Here is an 18,011-nt window from a genome sequence, read left to right on the forward strand (position 1 = left end):
TTATACAATCCTCTTGAATTTCTTTTCCAGTTCTCGTTTTGTCATTGCGATAATGGTAGGTCTTCCGTGTGGGCAGTGATACGGGTTGTCCAGTGATAGCAGTTCACCGATCAGCGCATCTACTTCCTGCACCGACAGTTTCATGTTGCCCTTTACGGCAGCTTTGCATGACATCGAAGCAATCTTTTCGTCGATGAGATCCGGAGACTGATTTCTGGTAATTTCATCCGAAAGACTGTCCAACATCTGGATCAGCAGTTCTTTCTTTGCAATACTGAACAGATTATCTGGTACGGCGCGGACGGCATAAGAATCCTGACCAAACTCCTCAATCTCGAATCCAATCCTTGTAAATTGATCCATGTAGGTGTTCAGAAGCTCTGCTTCCTGCATGCTTAAGTTCAGTACGATAGGAGGGCTGATCATCTGTGAGGTGAATTCCCGGGTTTTCATGGATTTTAAAGTCTTTTCATACAGAACACGTTCGTGCGCCGCATGCTGGTCGATGATGTACAGGCTGTTATCATATTCTACCAGCCAGTAGGTTTCAAATACCTGACCAACGACTTTATATTTCTGCATGGCCTCTCTTGTAAGCAGATGATCTTCAAAAAGTTCCATCTGTTTCGGTGTTTCCGTAAGAGATGGTTCTGGTTTAGTTGTTTCGTCTGTATTCGTCGACATTGTTATTTTTGATTTGCTGGATGCATTCTGCATGTAAGGTGTTTTTTCTTCTGCTACGTTTGAAGGTGTTGAAGCAGAAGAAAACGACGGGCTTTCTTTTACTGAAATATTTTCTGCTATATTTTCTGTCGTATGTACTGCTTGCTTTGTTGCAATCTTTTCTCTTCTCTTCTTCTCTTCATGCTCTGCCAGAACCCGTTCTTTCATCCTGGACATGAAGTATTCCAGATCACGCTCCTGCGGAGGCGGCACAATTGCTTTTTTCCGTTGCGGCATCGATGCGGATGTTACACCACCAGTCATTCCTGATATTTCTCCTGTCTGGACCGCCGCCGGAGTCTGAGAAACAGATCCAGTCTTTGGTTTCGGCGCATATGCCGGTGTATTGGAAACAACCGGCTTTGGTTCCGGCATCTCCACATGCGGGATCAGTTCTTTCTCGTGAAGACCCTGATCAACCGCTGAGTAGATGGCATTATATACTTCCTGCTGGTTATTAAAACGCAGTTCCATTTTAGTTGGATGTACATTGACGTCTACATGTTCACCATCAATCTCGATATGCAGTACTACGAACGGATACTTGTGCTGCATGGTAAAATCTTTATATGCGTCTTCAATGGCTCTGGAAATGATATTATTCTTGGCATATCTTCCATTGACATAATAATTTTCAAAATTACGGTTTCCTCTGGAAATGATTGGTTTCCCGAGAAATCCTGTGACTTTCAGGCCTTTTGCATCGTATTCTGCTTTTAGAAGATTTGCTGCGATATCACGTCCATAGATATGGTAGATCACATCTTTGAGTTTGCCGTTGCCGGATGTATGCAATTTCGACTGTCCGTTGTTGATAAACTGAAAAGAAATGTGTGGATGCGAAAGTGCAAGTCTTGTCATCAGATCTCCTACATGACTTGCTTCAGTCATAGGTGTCTTTAAAAATTTTCTTCTGGCCGGAGTATTATAGAACAACTGCCTTATAATAAATGTCGTTCCGTCCGGTGCTCCGGTATCTTCAAGGTCTTCCTCTTTGCCGCCTGCGATACGATATAAAGTTCCGAAGGTCTGGTCCCTGGTCTTGGTAATCAGTTCTACCTGTGCAACTGCAGAGATGCTGGATAACGCTTCACCGCGAAAGCCCAGTGAACCGATATGGACCAGATCATCTACAGAACGGATTTTACTCGTTGAATGCCGTAAGAATGCAGAACGGACGTCATCCCGTTCAATCCCGCATCCGTTATCTGTAATACGCATAAAAGAAATCCCGCCCTCTTTTATCTCTACCACAATTGCCGTAGCACCTGCGTCGATGGCATTTTCTACCAGTTCTTTTACAACAGAAGCAGGTCTTTCAATGACCTCTCCTGCTGCTATCTTATCAATTGTAATCGGGTCTAACACCTGAATTTTACTCATCGTTTACCACCTGTTTTTCAGCTTGTTCTGAAGCTGATATAATGTATTTAATGCGTCGATCGGAGTCAGATTGGCTAGATCCAGATCCTTAATCTCCTTAATTACGTCATCGTCTTTTACGGTATCAAATAATGACATCTGGGCAAGATCTACCTCATCAAAATGTTTTGTTTTTTGTTTGGAAGATTCCTGTCCCTGCACTTCAATGTCCTTGATACGTCCGGTTACATCTGCCTGCACCAGTTCTTCTACGATTTCTTTCGCCCTGTCCGTAACTGACTGCGGAACTCCGGCAAGTCTTGCGACCTGAATTCCGTAGCTCTTATCAGCACCACCTTTTACTATCTTACGCAGGAAAATGATATCATCACCTTTTTCTTTTACGGCAATGCAGTAATTATTGACATTTTCAATTTTTCCTTCAAGCTCAGTCAGTTCATGATAATGTGTTGCAAATAACGTCTTTGCCCCAAGCAATTTGCTGTTGCTGATATACTCGATCACTGCCCAGGCAATGCTTAAACCGTCAAAAGTACTGGTTCCGCGACCGATCTCATCAAGGATCAGAAGGCTCTTACTTGTCGCATTACGGAGAATATTAGCAACTTCCGTCATCTCGACCATGAAAGTACTCTGGCCGCTTGCAAGGTCATCTGATGCACCCACTCGTGTAAAGATGCGGTCAACCACACCGATGTTAGCGGATGAAGCCGGAACAAATGAACCAATCTGCGCCATCAGGACGATCAGCGCAGTCTGTCTCATGTAGGTTGATTTACCGGCCATATTTGGCCCTGTGATAATGGAAATACGATCCTTTTTATCATTCAGATATGTATCGTTACAAATAAACATGTCATTGGAAATCATCTTTTCTACTACCGGATGTCTTCCGTCTTTGATGTCGATCAGTCCTTTATCGTTCATCTTCGGTCTGACGTAATTATTCTGCTCCGCAACCAGTGCAAGTGAGGCAAATGCATCTAATTTTGCAATAGCTTTGGCTGTCTTCTGAATACGTACGACCTCTTTCCCAATCGTATCTCTGACTTCAGAATAAAGCTGGTATTCCAGTGCGTACAGTTTATCTTCCGCACCAAGAATCGTGTCTTCCAGTTCTTTTAATTCCGGAATGATATAACGCTCTGCATTGGCAAGAGTCTGCTTTCTTGTATAATAATCCGGTACCAGATCTTTAAAAGAATTGGTAACTTCCAGATAATAGCCAAATACTTTGTTGTATTTGATACGCAGATTCTTGATTCCTGTCTTTTCCCGCTCATCTGCTTCCAGTTTGGCAAGCCAGTCCTTCCCGTCGGATTTGGCATTGCGGAGTTTGTCGACTTCTGCATTGTATCCATCTTTTATGATACCGCCTTCTTTCATGGCAATCGGTGGATCCTCCCTGATAGAATCACTAACCAGCTTGCACAGATCTTCCAATGTATCCAGCTCTTCATACAGTTCCTTTAAAAGCGGTGTCTGCATGTCACTTAAGATACACTTAATATGTGGAAGCATGGAAAGTGAAGTCTGGAATGCGATCAGATCTCTTGGATTGGCAGATTGATATGTGATTTTGCATACCAGTCGTTCGAGATCGTAAACCGGTGAAAGATATTCTCTGATTTCCTCTCTGGAAATCGCATTTTTCATCAGTTCATCTACGGCATCCAGTCGTTTTTCAATTGCATTTTTGTCAATTAACGGCTGTTCAATGTATTTGCGTAATGTTCTTGCGCCCATTGCGGTCTTTGTCTTATCCAGTACCCAGAGAAGGGAACCACGTTTTTGCTTGTCGCGCAGTGTTTCACACAACTCCAGATTACGTCTCGTCGAGCTATCCAGAAGCATATATTTTCCGGCTGCGTAGATTGTCAGATGAGAAATGTGTGATAAATCTCTTTTCTGTGTCTCTACCAGATATTGCATGAGTGCGCCGGCTGCGATCACGCCACAGTCATAGTCGGCAAGTCCCAATCCTTCAATTGTCCCTGCATGGAAATGCTCCTTTAATATCCGTTCACAGATTGCATCATCAAAATACCAGGAATCCAGGGAATATACGGTAATTCCAAGTTTTTCTTTCAATAATTCAAAATCCATTCCGCTCATATAGAACGCTTCATTGCAGATCAGTTCTGAAGGCATGAATTTGTAGATCTCATCAAATAATTTTTCTGAATTTTCGATCTCGGTTACCATGTATTCGCCGGTTGATACATCGGCAACTGATACGCCGTAATGATCTGATGCATAGGCGATACACATAATATAATTATTCTTTGTCTCATCTAATGCCTGAGTATCCAGGTTGGTTCCGGGTGTTACGATTCTTACAACATCTCTTTTAACCAGTCCCTTTGCAGTTGCCGGATCTTCCATCTGTTCGCAGATTGCTACTTTATAACCTTTGGATACCAGTCGGTTCAGGTATCCGTCTACTGCATGATATGGCACACCACACATCGGTGCGCGTTCTTCGAGCCCACAGTTTTTTCCGGTTAATGTAATCTCCAGTTCTTTGGATGCGGTCAGTGCATCATCAAAGAACATCTCATAAAAGTCTCCCAATCTATAAAAGAGGATGCAGTCCGGATATTCTTTTTTCGTCTGCATATACTGCTGCATCATTGGTGTTAATTCTGCCACTTTTCTTCTCCTCTTGTCATTTTATTTTTACATTTCATTATAGCATTTATATTTTGAATTTAAAAGGATAGTTTTTCTCACAAACTGTGGTTTGTCTTCTCCATATAACAAATGCAGAATATTGGCACTCAGATAGATTCCAACAGCACAAAGACAGGCAAACAATATCATAAACGGCAGACAAATCTGCCCGAATAACTGAAATGGCAGACAGCTGTAATCCCATACATGAAGTGCAAACCATTTATTTACAATGATACCTGTGATAAATTCCATTGCTGTTACAAAGATACTGCACCGCAGCACCTGTCTTAGAAAATCATCCTGCCAGTGTACCAGTTCTCCCTGGTACGTGAAAAACATCATACAGATTCCGCCCAGTACAAACATGGACCAATGTGAAAATCCACGGAAGATGATTTCCAGCGAATAGTAGATCCATCCTCCGATACCCCATAAAAATAAATACTCACTGATTTTTTTCATATAAAAACGCCCTCACTATCTTGTTGATACTACATAGTTTGAGCGCTTTTATGGTTAATTATAATACATTTATTCTGCCAGTTCTCCCAGATAATAGAAACCTTTGCATTCAGTCAGTCTGACATCTGCCAGACGTCCGATCATTCCTTTATCTCCCTTGATATGTACCAGTAGATTGTTGCTTAAACGTCCGGTCACCATGGATGGATCGTGTTCACTGACTGATTCGATCAATGCTGTCTGAACAGTTCCTTCATGAACAGAGCATACTTCTGATGCGATGGAATGAACTTCTTTTAATAATCTGTCAAAACGATTTTTGACCACATCTTCAGGCACCTGATCTTCCATAACTGCAGCCGGTGTTCCGGTACGTTTTGAATAGATAAAAGTAAATGCACTGTCATAGCGGACTTTTCTTACGATATCCATTGTCTCTTCAAAATCTTCTTCTGTCTCACCAGGGAAACCAACAATGATATCGGTAGTAAGAGAAATATCCGGTACTGATCTTCTGATCTTTTCTACCAGTTCCAGATACTGTTCTTTTGTATAATGACGATTCATCTTCTTCAGAATCTTGCTGCTTCCGGATTGTACCGGTAAATGCAGATGTTTGCAGATCTTTTTGGATTTGCCCATGACTTCGATCAGTTCATCGGATAGATCCTTTGGATGAGACGTCATAAAGCGAATGCGTTCCAGTCCTTCGATCTGTTCAATTCTTTCAAGAAGCTGGGCAAATGTAATCGGATGTTCCAGATTCTTACCATAAGAATTGACATTTTGGCCGAGCAGCATAACCTCAACAACACCATCTGCAACAAGCTGGCGGATTTCGGATATGATCGCCTCAGGATCACGGCTTCTTTCTCTTCCACGTACATATGGTACGATACAGTAACTGCAGAAGTTATTACATCCAAACATGATATTTACTCCGGATTTGAAGGAGAATTTACGGTCATTCGGAAGGTTTTCAACAATTTTATCGGTATCTTTCCAGATATCGATCACCATACGCTGCGATTCGAAACGTGTGACGATGAGTTCGGCAAATTTAAAAATATTATGCGTTCCAAAAATAATATCTACATAGCGATAACTCGTCTTTAACTTTTCTACGACTTCCGGTTCCTGCATCATGCATCCGCAAAGACCGATCATCATATGAGGATTTTTCTTTTTTCTTGGTTTTAACTGGCCAAGTCGTCCGTAGACACGCATATTGGCATTTTCTCTTACTGTACAGGTATTAAAGATGATAAAATCAGCCTCATCTTCCGCAGCTTCTACGTAACCGATTTTTTCCAGGATTCCGCAAAGCTTTTCAGAGTCTCTCGCGTTCATCTGACAACCAAAGGTTGTAACGCAGAACGTCAGCGGACGACCAAGTTCTTCGGATTCACGCTGTACATATGCCTTTGCCTTTTCGATGAAATAATACTGACGGGCAGTATCATCCGCCGGCGGCTCTTTTGTAATATCTATATCGTAATTAACATTATTAAGCATTCTTTTTGCTCCTTTGTATTATTTTAGAATCAATTAGTAATCATGGATTTAGACAAACTGATGTCTGTTTTCGTCATATTCATAATCAATGGTTTTTAAAGTATTCACAATTTCTTCTTTTTCTACATTCATATCATCACATAAAGCATCCAGATTGTGATAATAATCTCTGAGTTTTGTATTGACTACACTAAGTAACAGCATAGGATCTTTCGGTAACCCATTTGCCATCTTTTGTTCACTCCTTTTTGTTATATAAGACTTTTCTCTTCTGTATCAAGCGGATAACTCTGCTTTTCTGTCACAACTTTCTCTGGCTTTATATCATGTTCCTCAAAAGGAAGTTCTCTGTACATCTGCAATTCGAATGCAATTGCAATTGCATGCAGATTCGGATGTTTTTCCAGATATTTGTCATAAAAGCCGCCGCCATATCCAATCCTGTGGCATTCTTCATCAAAAGCGACTCCAGGCATGATCAAAAGTCCGTCTTCTCCGTCTGCTATATGATCGCCGGTTGGTTCCAGAATCCCGTATGCGCCCGGCTGTAAGTCATCTTTACTTTCTACCAGGTAAAAATTCATTTCGCTTCCCTCAATTCTCGGAAACCACACACTTTTTCCGAGCTTCCAGGCTTCCTCCATGATGGAAGAGGTTCCCACTTCTCCGTTATAATTTGCATAACAGTATATATCGGTCTCTTCTAAAAATCGCGGATGATTGATAACTCTTTCGGTAATGTCGTTGGTTGCCTGTTGCCACACAAGTGGATCCATCTCTTTTCTGAGACGGATGATCTTATGTCTAATTTCCTTTTTTGTTTCCAAATTTCTCACCTAAATTCGTAATACTTCCGTCTTTTTCCTTTATAGAAATGTTGTTCAACTGCCCACGCAGGTTCCTTTTAAAAGAATCTATATATTCTTTTCTCAAGATCTGCTGTTCTTTTAGTTCTTCCGGTGTCAGACCTTCTGATTTTGATTTGTGATATAATTCATTGATTCTTGCTACTTTTTTATCATCCATTATCTTTTGTCCTTTCTGTAAGTTTCAGGTTTAACTGGAATAATTTTCCAGAAAACCATATAAGCTTTCTGATGTTTCTATATATTTTCCATTCTGAATTTCTTTTTGAAGATTTTCCGGAAGGCCCTCCAGTGAAATATCTGTATATTCATATACTGTCTTTTTATCACTAAGATATACAACCACATATCCATTTAATTCCTTCAGATAATAACAGTCGTCTTTAAGAGCCTGTCCGTCTGCTGCCACAGAAGTGTTGTTCATTTCTTTCTGTTCCTTCGCATTTATTTCGGCCTGGATTTCACGCTTTCCTTTATTCAAACTCAGCTGATAAGCACAGGTAATTCCAAATACTACAAGGATCAGAAACAGTAAAAAGCCAATACCATACTTATTTTTCATAGTGATTACTCCTTTTTGAGTACAGTATTAGCTTATAACATTGTATTTATACGATTTTTCTCAATGTTTTTTCGATAAGAAGCCCCTCCCGCTCCGGATAATCATACTTTTCACTTTCTCTGATACATGCACATACGAATGCATGAGAAGCCTGGACACTTTCCAGAAGTGTGTTACCCTGCAGGAGTCTGGCAAGAAACATTCCGTCAAATGCGTCACCGGCTCCGTGAAATTCTTTTAATACTTCACCGTTCCCGATATAGAGAAATGCATCGTCTTCATATAATACGATACCTTTTTTGCAGTCATCTTTCGGAACACTGGTGATGATTATATCTTTGGCACCCATTTTGCGCAGTTCTTCGCACAGATGCAGGACATTTCGGTGATTCCCTGTGATCTGATACTCTTTTCCGGCGAGCAGATACATTTCTGTCAGATTTGGCAGAATTACATCCGAATAAGGCAAAAGCCTTCTCATCGATGTACCGTAAGATCCATCAAAATTAGAATAATATTTCCCGTGATCACCCATGATTGGGTCAAGGATTACTTTGGTATCCGGAAATTGACTGATAAAATAAATAACAGAATCAATCACGTCAACATTACCAAGGTATCCTACAAAAATCGCGTCAAATGTAATGTTTTCTTTCTTATAGTGATCCGCACACGTACGTATATATTCTCCGGGTACATGATATATGGCAGGTGTTCCATAACCTCCGGTATGTGTCGATAACAACACAGTCGGGATGGGACACGCTTCAATTCCCATCATACTTAAGATAGGTGTCATATTCATCATGGCTGCTTTTCCTACACCGCATATATCGTGTAACAGTGCAATCTTTTTTACTGGTCTCATAACTTACCTGTATTCCCCTTTTATCAAATGTAATCTACGGCATAATGTCACAAGGGTAGCTCCTTTTGGCATGCCAAGTAATTCTTCTTCTGTAATTCCTCCAAGTACAACAATAGCCACACCATAAGTTACCACTGCTGCAAGAAGTGCGATGATCGTCGCAATATATGGGCCTGCGAACAATTCGAAAATCAGGTGGACCAAAACAGCGATCACACCCATGATCAGTGAAGCCAGTGCAGGGATTACAAAAGTCTTCTTCTTTTCCTGCACATATCCAATCCTGTCACGCAGTGCTTTTGCGTTCAATACACAGATTGCTCCGGAGAAAATAATCTTACTTAATACTACGGCATAGATATTCCATTTCAATACTACCAGCATCAGGAACAATGTCACAATATGGATCACCAGGGAAATTGCAGCATTCTTTACCGGAGTCATCATGTCATCAAGGCCCTGTAATACAGAGTTGGTAACAGTTGACAGACAGAAGAATACAACCGAAAGAGCTCCCATCTGAAGCATCAGTGCAGCCGTTGTATTATCCTGAGTAAAATATAACATATTCAGGATTGGTTTTGCCAGCGTAATAAAACCAACCGCACATGGAATTGCGATCACCATATTAAAACGGCTTACCGTATTGATCTTATTATGTACCTGTTTTCTGCTACCAGTCTGTACTGTTGCAACCAGACTTGGCACCAGAGATGCCGCCAGTGCACTGGAAATAGAAAGCGGTACATTGATCATTGTACTGTACTGTCCCTGAAAGATTCCCAAAAGACTTGCATATTCTTTTTTACTGAACCCCTGTGCAGCCATTACGTTATTAAAAAGCGCCGTATCTACGAAGTCACTGATATTATATACAGTTGCACTTAAAATAACCGGTGCGATCGTTACAAACAGAACTTTGTATACCGTCTTATAGCTTTCGCGTTTTTTCGAATGGTCACGTCTCATTTTGCGTTTGAAGACTTTGTTATATGCAAGAAATACAAGACCAACAAATACTAATGCACTGAATGCTCCAAGAACAGTACCAAGTGTTCCTCCGGCTGCGGCAAATGCCGGACCGAAAGATTTGTCACCTCTCGTTTTTCCTACGGCTTTTCCTGCATTTAATAATACATAGGCTCCCGCAATAGATACAACTGCATTTATGATCTGTTCAATAACCTGTGAAATTGCAGTCGGGACCATGGAACCGATTCCCTGAAAAAATCCTCTCAAAACTCCAAGTAATGCAACGATCAGAATACACGGTGCCAATACACGGAGCGCATATGCACTCATATCCAGATGCATGATCGTCGTTGCAATAAAATCAGCTCCAAAGAATACAAGCAGAGCTACAAAACCACCGGCGAGCAATGCAAATGTTATGGCTCCACGAAAAATCTTATGTGCATTTTTGTATTCTCCTACGGCGACTCTTGCGGATACCAGTTTTGATACTGCCAAAGGGAGGCTGTAAGAAGTCAACATCAAAGCCACGGAATAGATTGAGAACGCTACGGAATAGTATCCGTTTCCTTCCGTTCCGATAATATTAAGCAGCGGAATGCGGTAAAATGCTCCGATCAGCTTTGTGATAACTCCTGCTATCGCCAGAATCGATCCCTGTACGAGGAAATTCTTCTCATTTTTTTTACGTTGTTCAGACATACATCTTTAACTCCATCATTTTGTATAAATTAGTAAGATCAATTGTTATCTCAGAATATCCAGGCGTTCCATAATCTCTCGTTGTTTTTGTTCCATCACCTGGCGTTCTTCATCTTCCATATGGTCATAACCTGTTAAGTGTAACACAGAATGCGCAATAAGAAAAGCATATTCTCGCATCGGACTGTGTCCGTACTCTTCTGCCTGTGCAAGAACTTTCTCTTTTGATATCACAATATCACCAAGCGTCAGCTCTCCGCTTTCAGGATCGAAACAATCTTCCTGTTCTTCCAGGAAGTCAAATGTTCCGGGTTCCGGATAATCGATCATAGGGAAAGACAATACATCAGTTGCTCTGTCGATTCCTCTGAATTCCTTATTCATCTCATGAATCTGTGCATTTTCTGTCAGGAGCAGGTTTACTTCTGCCTCATAAGGGCAGCCTACATAATCCAGGGCTTCTTCTACTACTCTTTTTGCAAGTGCTTCACATTCAAGTGGAAGTTTCACATCCCCTTCTTCTTCAAAATATAATGTCATGATCTTCGCCTCTTATCTTTTCCTTTGTATTTAGCATCATTTCCACGACGGTTTTCGTGTTTGCTTTCATAATCTTCGTATGCTTTTACGATTCTTTGTACCAGCGGATGACGTACAACATCTTTGCTGGTAAGGTGGCAGATACTGATATCTTCGATATCTTTTACAACTCTTGTTGCCACATCAAGTCCCGATACCTGACCGGATGGCAGATCCTTCTGTGTTGCATCACCTGTAATGACAACTTTTGAGCCAAATCCGATTCGTGTAAGGAACATCTTCATCTGTGCCGGGGTGGTATTCTGAGCTTCATCCAGAATAATAAATGCATTATCAAGCGTACGCCCACGCATATAAGCAAGCGGTGCCACTTCAATCAGACCTTTTTCAGAATTCTTCATAAAACTTTCTGCGCCCATGATCTGATACAGTGCATCATAAAGTGGACGTAAGTACGGATCGATCTTACTCTGAAGATCTCCCGGAAGGAATCCGAGTTTTTCTCCTGCTTCGATTGCAGGACGTGTCAGAATAATCCTTCCAACTTCGTTATTTTTAAATGCAGTGATTGCCATTGCCATCGCAAGATATGTCTTACCGGTACCGGCAGGCCCAAGTCCGAAGACGATCATCTGTTTGCGGATTGCATCTACATATTTTTTCTGCCCAAGGGTTTTGGGTTTGATCGGCTTTCCCTGTAATGTATGGCAGATAATATCCTTATCGATCTCCAGAACATTTTCTTCACTGTCTTCCATTACAAGCGCCAGTGTATAATCTACATTCTGTTCCTGAATCGTGTTGCCTCTTTTGGAAAGTTCAACAAGCTGATCCAGCACTTTTTTTGCTTTTTCCACCTTCAGAGCATCTCCCATGATCTTTACACTTTCACCTCTCGCGATCAGTGTTACATGAAGAGCCCGTTCTATTTTCTTTGCATATACATCGAACTGCCCGAACACATTCGCTTCATGTTCTGCAGGTATATCGATGACTGTTTCCATTAATCCCATGCATTAATCTCCATTCTTTGTTTCTTCTTCCGAAGAATTTTCTATCGGAATCGGTACAGACGGCATCTTTCTGCCAACGGAACATCTGATCTTTAGTGTTCCCTTTGCATAATACGTCTCAGACCCTGTGTATATTTTAACATCATTCTGGATAATTTCTACCCCTTTTTTCTCCAATTCTTTACAGTAATCCTGAAAATCTGCCGATAATATCATTCTGGCATCTGCTTTGGTATACTTCTTATACATTTTGCGGTAAGGCGTTATCGTGCTTTTTTCTAATGTCACCGGAATTACATTGGCAATCTGATATTTTTTCTGAACTACATATTTTTCGAAGACCGGATATTGATTGTTTTTAGATTCAGTCGTGAAATAATGCCTGCCAAGACGGATTCCGTAATTTCTTTTCTGGAGAAAGTAAAATCTTGAACGGTAATATTTTTTCTGTATATATTGTCTGGTTAACTCTTTCTGATATGTAATGGCTTTTTCTCCTGTTATGTCTGCATCTGCATTTTTCAATCTGTAACCGGTAATCTCTTTTTCATCATTACAGATTGGAATCTGACCAGACACAAGGATAGCTCCTTTTTTCACTTTTGTCCCCCGTTGTACCATAGGAGTGCCGGTACGCGTTATAATATCTACAATTGTGCAGTCCGTATCTGCAATAATATCTTTTCCTTCTTCGTTATTGTCTAAACTGATTTTTGAACTGTCCGTAAAATCGTCTTCATTTTCCTTTATCCGAATGACAAGACGGCATCCATCCACGGAAGCAGAAACCCATATGATCCTGTCGTACTTTTTTCTGAGATCCTGCACAATCTTTCTACAGTTTACATCTGATTTTTTCATACCGTCTTTGACGTTTTCGGACGAAAGGAATCTTTTCAGCGTATCATCTGTATAAGAGAGATTCCCACTGATATCTATGCCCCAGATAAAACGTGTCATAAAAAGGATCAGACCGGCACAGATAAGAAAACCAGACAGCAGTATGTGACGTTTACGGTATCTGTATAAAAGAAAAGGAAGACCACTGCGGCGTATGATGCAAACCTTCGTACCGGTCTTCCTTACGATCTCTTTCAGTCTGCGAAAACCATCAATCGTAAGATTCATCTCATATGAACCGCAGACCCGCTTCAGATCCCATATATAAATATTTTTATAACGGCAGGCGTTCAGAAAACGTTCCGGCGAATATCCGGTTACCCGTATCCTGACATAACCTTTCAAGTACCAGATCAGCTGTTCAAACACGACGGTCCCCTCCTATAGTTGATACTCAATTGTTCTGATGTGACCGTGAATCTTCATCTCGTCATTTGTATAATATATAACTTCCAGTTTTTTCCCAGTGATTTTGATCTGACCACTTTTGGATTGAAGCCTTATTATCTGATCTGTATATTCTGTCATTCCTCTGTAATTTTCCACACAAAGATCATTTGTTCCGGTAATCGTAAGAATCGGGAGCCCCATTGCTACATCTTTTGGGACTCCCGACATCTCCGCCGCTTTTTCTTTCCATTCCTGACGTTTCATAAAAATACCGTGCTGGTAATTTGTATTACTCTATGCTTTTTCGCCGGAATATATGCATGGCAATTCAGTTACCTCTTTTTAAAGTTCGTGATATGCCTGTGCGTAAAAATACTCCTGTGAATTCAGTGGTGCCTCCTCATTAATTACACGATGATAATTCCCCTCTGCATCCAGATATCTTGCTTTCTGGTTGTCTGCAAGCATAATATCGAACATATCCTGTAATTTATTCTGCAGTCTTTCATCGTATACAGGCGCTGCCACTTCCACACGTCTGACTGTATTTCTTGTCATAAAATCTGCGGATGCAATATAGTATTTCCTGCGCTTACTGTTTCCGAATATATAGATTCTCGAATGCTCCAGGAATCTTCCGACAATGCTGATGATACGAATGTTTTCTGTCTTTCCTTCCACACCAGGGATCAGGCAGCAGATTCCACGGACAACCATATCGATCTTCACACCTGCTTCGGAAGCTTCGATCAGTTTATCGATGATCTTCTTATCTGTAAGAGAATTGAGCTTAAATCCAGCATAAGCTTCTTCTCCATTTCTTGCATGTGCAATCTCTTCATCCAGCATGGCAAGTACTTTATTCTGCAGACATTTCGGTGCAACCAGAAGATGTTCACTGTGCTCTACAACTTCACCCTTTGACAAAGCCTGGAATACATTGGAAGCTTCCAGTCCGATCTCTACGTTAGCTGTCATAAGAGAAAGGTCGGTGTACAATCTGGATGTCTTTTCATTGTAATTACCGGTACCGATCTGTGTAATGTACTCTACCTGACCTCCGTTTTTGCGGGTGATCAGACACAGTTTGGAGTGTACTTTATAACCATCCAGTCCATAGATCACCTGACAGCCAGCATCCTCCAGAAGTCTGGACCAGCCGATATTATTTTCCTCATCAAAACGGGCTCTCAGTTCTACCAGTACGACAACTTCTTTTCCATTCTCGGCTGCTTCGATCAGTGCCTCTACCACTTTACTCTGCTTCGCCACACGATACAGGGTCATCTTAATGGAGATGACATCCGGATCTTCGGCCGCTTCCGTCAGCAGATGTAAGAACGGACGGATGGATTCGTATGGGTAAGATAACAGTTTGTCTTCTTCCCGGATCTGTTCTATGATACTTTTTCCATCCTGGAACTGGTCAGAGCGCTGCGGTGTACGTTTTGGAAAATATAATTCCGTATGCTTTCTGAGAAGATCCTGGATCTGGAATACAAACGACAGATCCAGTGGTGTTGAAGATATGAATACATGGCTTTCATCCAGCTCCAGATATTCACATAATACGACAATTCCTTTTTTGTCGATATCTCTGGAAAGTTCCAGACGAATCGGTGCCAGTTTCTTTCTCTGCTTAATCAGCCCTTCCATAAATTCACGGTAGTCCAGATCTTCATCGTACAATGCATCTGCATCGATATCGGCATTTCTTGTGATACGGAGTAAAGATTTTGATTTGATCTTATATCCTTTGAATACCGCCGGCGCGAAATGCAGAATCAGTTCTTCGGCGAGCATATAGGTGCCCTGCATTCCCGGAACTGCGATCAGGCGTCCGAAGATGTTGCTGGTGCATGGAATAATTCCCAGACGGTCTTTCTTGCCCTTGGAGCCAAGTACGGCTACGGCATAGATTTCTTTATTTCTAAGGAATGGGAATGGCTGTCTTCTTCCTACAACAGTAGGCGAGATCAATGGTGCAATCTCGGATTCAAAATAACGCTCGAGATATGCAGCCCCTTCTTCATCGAGTTCATTGAAACGTAAAATGCGGATGCCCTGTTCTGCCACACGTTCCATCAGTTCTTCATAGACCGCTTCTTTGCGTTTATTGATTTGTTTTGTGCGTTTTAAGATTGCATCAATCTGCTCCTGTGATGTCATGCCTGTCTTATTTTCACGGATCTTTTTGTCAAGAAGTGTCTGGTCATATAATGATCCCACACGTACCATGAAAAACTCGTCCAGATTGCTCTGATAGATCGATGCAAATGTCAGTCTCTCACATAATGGGACTTCTGGATTTTCAGCCTCTTCCAGTACACGTTCATTGAATTTCAGCCAGGAAAGTTCCCGGTTCATATATATGCTGCTCATAGTGTTTTCTCACCTTTCTCTGTGTATTTTTTACTTTTTTCTTTTCCGAAATATTCATTCCAGTATTCCTAATATAGCATAGCATTCCCCGACTTATATTAGATATATGTTAAATCTATGTTAAATCAGCCCGCCGGGAAAGGCAGGCTGATAAACAGATTATATTTTGGTATATTATTTTAATGTTACATTTAATTTTACCGGCTGATGATCGGTATATTCGAACTGTGTGTCGATATTTTCCACTTGATCGATCTTCAGATTATCCGAAACGATGAAGCCATCCAGTACATATACCTGTGAATCATCATAGTTACCGCTGTATGGTCCGTTTAACAAGCGGCAGGTCGGTACATTATCGGATACTGCATAAGAAAATCCTTCCGGGATATCTTCTTTTCCGACCTTTCCCGGAACCCAGCTGTCTTTATCGTGGATCGGATAGGTGTCCATTCCATCAAATGTCTGGTTAAAGTCCCCGCCGGCAATCACATAATTTCCTTTTTCATACTCTTCTTTTAACTTCTTCACCAGAACTTTCCGCTGCGCGATCTTACCTTCTCCGCTGTCATAAGCTTCCAGATGAAAATTGATCAGAACCAGCTCTTTGTCACTGCCTTTTATCGGAATTCTTGTTTCCAGCATACAGCGCTTAAGATTACAGGTTTTTACCGGCCATTTGAAAGATTCCGGAAGCGCGATTCTGGAAGCCTCCGATACTTTGTAATCAGAATATGTTACCAGGCCGCTTTCAACTTTACCGATCGTCGGAAGCGGGTATGGGACATATACGCATTTGAAATTACATGCAAAGATTCCATCTACACCCAGTGCTTTTTCGTAGTAAGCTTTTTCGTTGATGTGATAAGATCGTTTGGAATCAATGTCTACTTCCTGAAGAAAACAGACATCGGCATCTGCATCATTCAGAATGCCGGCAATTCCTTTCATATTGTGCTTTACCAGATCTTTCGTCTCCGGCATGACTTTACTTCCGCCGTCCATAAAGAAATCTTCGTCTTTGCTAAGTCCGGCATATCCGGTATTATAGGTCAGGATCGTCATCGAATCTCCTGTAGATATGGACTGTTTTCCACTGGTTGTGTTCAAAGTCTCTATCTGATCCGGACGGTATTCCAGCGCTGTCAGAATGGCAACAGCCACCAGGAGAATCAATACAATTCCAAGTATGATTCCACCTAAGATCTTCCCAAATTTTTTCATGTTGTACCTCCGTGTTTTTTATCTTTTGGCAGATACCAAAGTAACATAGTAATTATATCCGCCTGATATATTTATCTATTATAACAGTAGTTTTGTAGAAAATCCATTCATAAACCGAGGAAAATACGGACAATTTCACGGTGGTTTTTCTAGGATATCGGTGTTATAATGAGCCATATTATGTAAGGAGGCGATTATCTATGGCTACACCACTTCTTGTGTTGATCATATTGGCAATTGTGATTATTGCATCAATCATAACATCTGTTGTCACGTATGTTATTTTATCCGGGAGAAATAAAAGAATCCGCCTGGCAGAGCAATACCGCCAGCTTGGTATTACAGAACAATATCTGAAGATTCAGGATGAAATCGAGAGGATCATCCGTTACAAAGATATCAAACTTACAACGGCGTCACCTGTAAAGATGTCAAATCCGGAAGACGGACAGAATGAAAAAGAAACAGAATCAGGAACATTCGCAGATGACCTTTGGTTCATCGTCCGCGGAAAGGACAGAAAGACATCTGAAAAGCTTCTGGAATACTGGCACTTCATCTGTGAGAATTCCGAATGGAAATGTATAGAGCGCAAGAAAAAAGGTTAAAAATCAGGAAAACCGACAATCTGTACCATACGGGAATCTGCTTCATTCGAAGCAGAGTCGCCGGGCACAGTCTGTCGGTTTTATTTTCTGTATTATTCGTAAGCGCTTAGTTTTTGGGTAACTAGATATTCGCCCTTTTCTAACTCATAATAATAGAAGATAGATTTTTACTCCACTTCTTTGATAGAAAGTAGAAATTTACTACATTTGGAGGTTTCATTATGA

17 protein-coding genes are annotated in these 18,011 nt (G+C 41.1%); 1 reads left to right on the top strand and 16 read right to left on the bottom strand.

The annotated features are described in order from the left end of the window. The 16 genes from mutL to NCY30_RS08495 all read right to left on the bottom strand — a co-directional run bounded on the left by mutL (position 1) and on the right by NCY30_RS08495 (position 17,178). Positions 1–2,106: a DNA mismatch repair endonuclease MutL gene (gene mutL, locus NCY30_RS08420; RefSeq protein ID WP_173732513.1), complete on the bottom strand. Its 2,106-nt coding sequence runs from the start codon at positions 2,104–2,106 to the stop codon at positions 1–3. A 3-nt stretch (positions 2,107–2,109) separates the two neighbouring features. Continuing rightward, a complete protein-coding gene (gene mutS, locus NCY30_RS08425; protein WP_330591521.1) occupies positions 2,110–4,758 on the bottom strand; it encodes a DNA mismatch repair protein MutS in 2,649 nt (882 codons plus the stop codon). Between the two features lie 27 nt (positions 4,759–4,785). After that, a complete protein-coding gene (locus NCY30_RS08430) occupies positions 4,786–5,244 on the bottom strand; it encodes a putative ABC transporter permease (protein WP_022416109.1) in 459 nt (152 codons plus the stop codon). Positions 5,245–5,313: 69 nt separating this feature from the next. After that, the gene (gene miaB, locus NCY30_RS08435; RefSeq protein ID WP_055193861.1) at positions 5,314–6,759 is read right to left on the bottom strand and encodes a tRNA (N6-isopentenyl adenosine(37)-C2)-methylthiotransferase MiaB; all 1,446 of its coding nucleotides are present in this window, start codon (positions 6,757–6,759) and stop codon (positions 5,314–5,316) included. A gap of 48 nt (positions 6,760–6,807) precedes the next feature. Beyond that, a complete protein-coding gene (locus NCY30_RS08440) occupies positions 6,808–6,990 on the bottom strand; it encodes a DUF4250 domain-containing protein (protein ID WP_006426587.1) in 183 nt (60 codons plus the stop codon). Positions 6,991–7,010: 20 nt separating this feature from the next. Then, complete coding sequence (locus NCY30_RS08445) at positions 7,011–7,595, bottom strand: 5-formyltetrahydrofolate cyclo-ligase (RefSeq protein WP_416387607.1); 585 nt, start codon at positions 7,593–7,595, stop codon at positions 7,011–7,013. Beyond that, complete coding sequence (locus tag NCY30_RS08450; RefSeq protein ID WP_006426589.1) at positions 7,564–7,785, bottom strand: DUF896 domain-containing protein; 222 nt, start codon at positions 7,783–7,785, stop codon at positions 7,564–7,566. Before NCY30_RS08450 ends, NCY30_RS08445 begins: the two co-directional genes overlap by 32 nt. Before the next feature lie 30 nt (positions 7,786–7,815). Next, positions 7,816–8,187, bottom strand: coding sequence for a hypothetical protein (locus tag NCY30_RS08455; protein WP_006426590.1), 372 nt, complete (start codon positions 8,185–8,187; stop codon positions 7,816–7,818). A gap of 46 nt (positions 8,188–8,233) precedes the next feature. Further along, complete coding sequence (locus tag NCY30_RS08460) at positions 8,234–9,055, bottom strand: pyridoxamine kinase (RefSeq protein ID WP_006426591.1); 822 nt, start codon at positions 9,053–9,055, stop codon at positions 8,234–8,236. 3 nt (positions 9,056–9,058) lie between these two features. After that, on the bottom strand, positions 9,059–10,729 hold the full coding sequence (locus tag NCY30_RS08465; protein ID WP_006426592.1) for a putative polysaccharide biosynthesis protein: 1,671 nt from the start codon (positions 10,727–10,729) through the stop codon (positions 9,059–9,061). A gap of 45 nt (positions 10,730–10,774) precedes the next feature. Next, complete coding sequence (ybeY, locus tag NCY30_RS08470; protein WP_006426593.1) at positions 10,775–11,269, bottom strand: rRNA maturation RNase YbeY; 495 nt, start codon at positions 11,267–11,269, stop codon at positions 10,775–10,777. Then, positions 11,266–12,282, bottom strand: coding sequence for a PhoH family protein (locus NCY30_RS08475; protein WP_006426594.1), 1,017 nt, complete (start codon positions 12,280–12,282; stop codon positions 11,266–11,268). Before NCY30_RS08475 ends, ybeY begins: the two co-directional genes overlap by 4 nt. A 3-nt stretch (positions 12,283–12,285) precedes the next feature. Continuing rightward, positions 12,286–13,551, bottom strand: a complete 1,266-nt coding sequence (locus tag NCY30_RS08480) for a sporulation protein YqfD (protein WP_250818627.1) — start codon at positions 13,549–13,551, stop codon at positions 12,286–12,288. 12 nt (positions 13,552–13,563) lie between these two features. Next, complete coding sequence (locus tag NCY30_RS08485; RefSeq protein WP_006426596.1) at positions 13,564–13,836, bottom strand: YabP/YqfC family sporulation protein; 273 nt, start codon at positions 13,834–13,836, stop codon at positions 13,564–13,566. Between the two features lie 78 nt (positions 13,837–13,914). Then, positions 13,915–15,954, bottom strand: a complete 2,040-nt coding sequence (gene ppk1 / locus NCY30_RS08490) for a polyphosphate kinase 1 (RefSeq protein ID WP_250818628.1) — start codon at positions 15,952–15,954, stop codon at positions 13,915–13,917. A 174-nt stretch (positions 15,955–16,128) separates the two neighbouring features. Further along, positions 16,129–17,178 carry an endonuclease/exonuclease/phosphatase family protein gene (locus tag NCY30_RS08495; protein WP_173817893.1) on the bottom strand — a complete coding sequence of 350 codons (1,050 nt, stop codon included), beginning with the start codon at positions 17,176–17,178 and terminating at the stop codon, positions 16,129–16,131. Positions 17,179–17,378: 200 nt separating this feature from the next. Here NCY30_RS08495 and NCY30_RS08500 point away from each other — a divergent pair, with 200 nt between their 5' ends. Further along, entirely contained in the window at positions 17,379–17,786 is a 408-nt protein-coding gene (locus NCY30_RS08500) for a hypothetical protein (protein ID WP_055181775.1), read from the top strand. Positions 17,787–18,011 lie beyond the last annotated feature (225 nt).

It is taken from the genome of Dorea sp. MB18-49 (assembly GCF_023669465.1).
Classification (GTDB): Bacteria; Bacillota; Clostridia; order Lachnospirales; family Lachnospiraceae; genus Dorea_A; species Dorea_A longicatena.

Bases quoted from the DNA above. Each gene is read 5' to 3' on its own strand.
- mutL (WP_173732513.1), bottom strand. From the start codon at position 2,106: ATGAGTAAAATTCAGGTGTTAGACCCGATTACAATTGATAAGATAGCA.
- NCY30_RS08430 (WP_022416109.1), bottom strand. From the start codon at position 5,244: ATGAAAAAAATCAGTGAGTATTTATTTTTATGGGGTATCGGAGGATGG.
- miaB (WP_055193861.1), bottom strand. From the start codon at position 6,759: ATGCTTAATAATGTTAATTACGATATAGATATTACAAAAGAGCCGCCG.
- NCY30_RS08440 (WP_006426587.1), bottom strand. From the start codon at position 6,990: ATGGCAAATGGGTTACCGAAAGATCCTATGCTGTTACTTAGTGTAGTC.
- NCY30_RS08450 (WP_006426589.1), bottom strand. From the start codon at position 7,785: ATGGATGATAAAAAAGTAGCAAGAATCAATGAATTATATCACAAATCA.
- NCY30_RS08455 (WP_006426590.1), bottom strand. From the start codon at position 8,187: ATGAAAAATAAGTATGGTATTGGCTTTTTACTGTTTCTGATCCTTGTA.
- NCY30_RS08460 (WP_006426591.1), bottom strand. From the start codon at position 9,055: ATGAGACCAGTAAAAAAGATTGCACTGTTACACGATATATGCGGTGTA.
- NCY30_RS08465 (WP_006426592.1), bottom strand. From the start codon at position 10,729: ATGTCTGAACAACGTAAAAAAAATGAGAAGAATTTCCTCGTACAGGGA.
- ybeY (WP_006426593.1), bottom strand. From the start codon at position 11,269: ATGACATTATATTTTGAAGAAGAAGGGGATGTGAAACTTCCACTTGAA.
- NCY30_RS08475 (WP_006426594.1), bottom strand. From the start codon at position 12,282: ATGGGATTAATGGAAACAGTCATCGATATACCTGCAGAACATGAAGCG.
- NCY30_RS08485 (WP_006426596.1), bottom strand. From the start codon at position 13,836: ATGAAACGTCAGGAATGGAAAGAAAAAGCGGCGGAGATGTCGGGAGTC.
- ppk1 (WP_250818628.1), bottom strand. From the start codon at position 15,954: ATGAGCAGCATATATATGAACCGGGAACTTTCCTGGCTGAAATTCAAT.
- NCY30_RS08495 (WP_173817893.1), bottom strand. From the start codon at position 17,178: ATGAAAAAATTTGGGAAGATCTTAGGTGGAATCATACTTGGAATTGTA.
- NCY30_RS08500 (WP_055181775.1), top strand. From the start codon at position 17,379: ATGGCTACACCACTTCTTGTGTTGATCATATTGGCAATTGTGATTATT.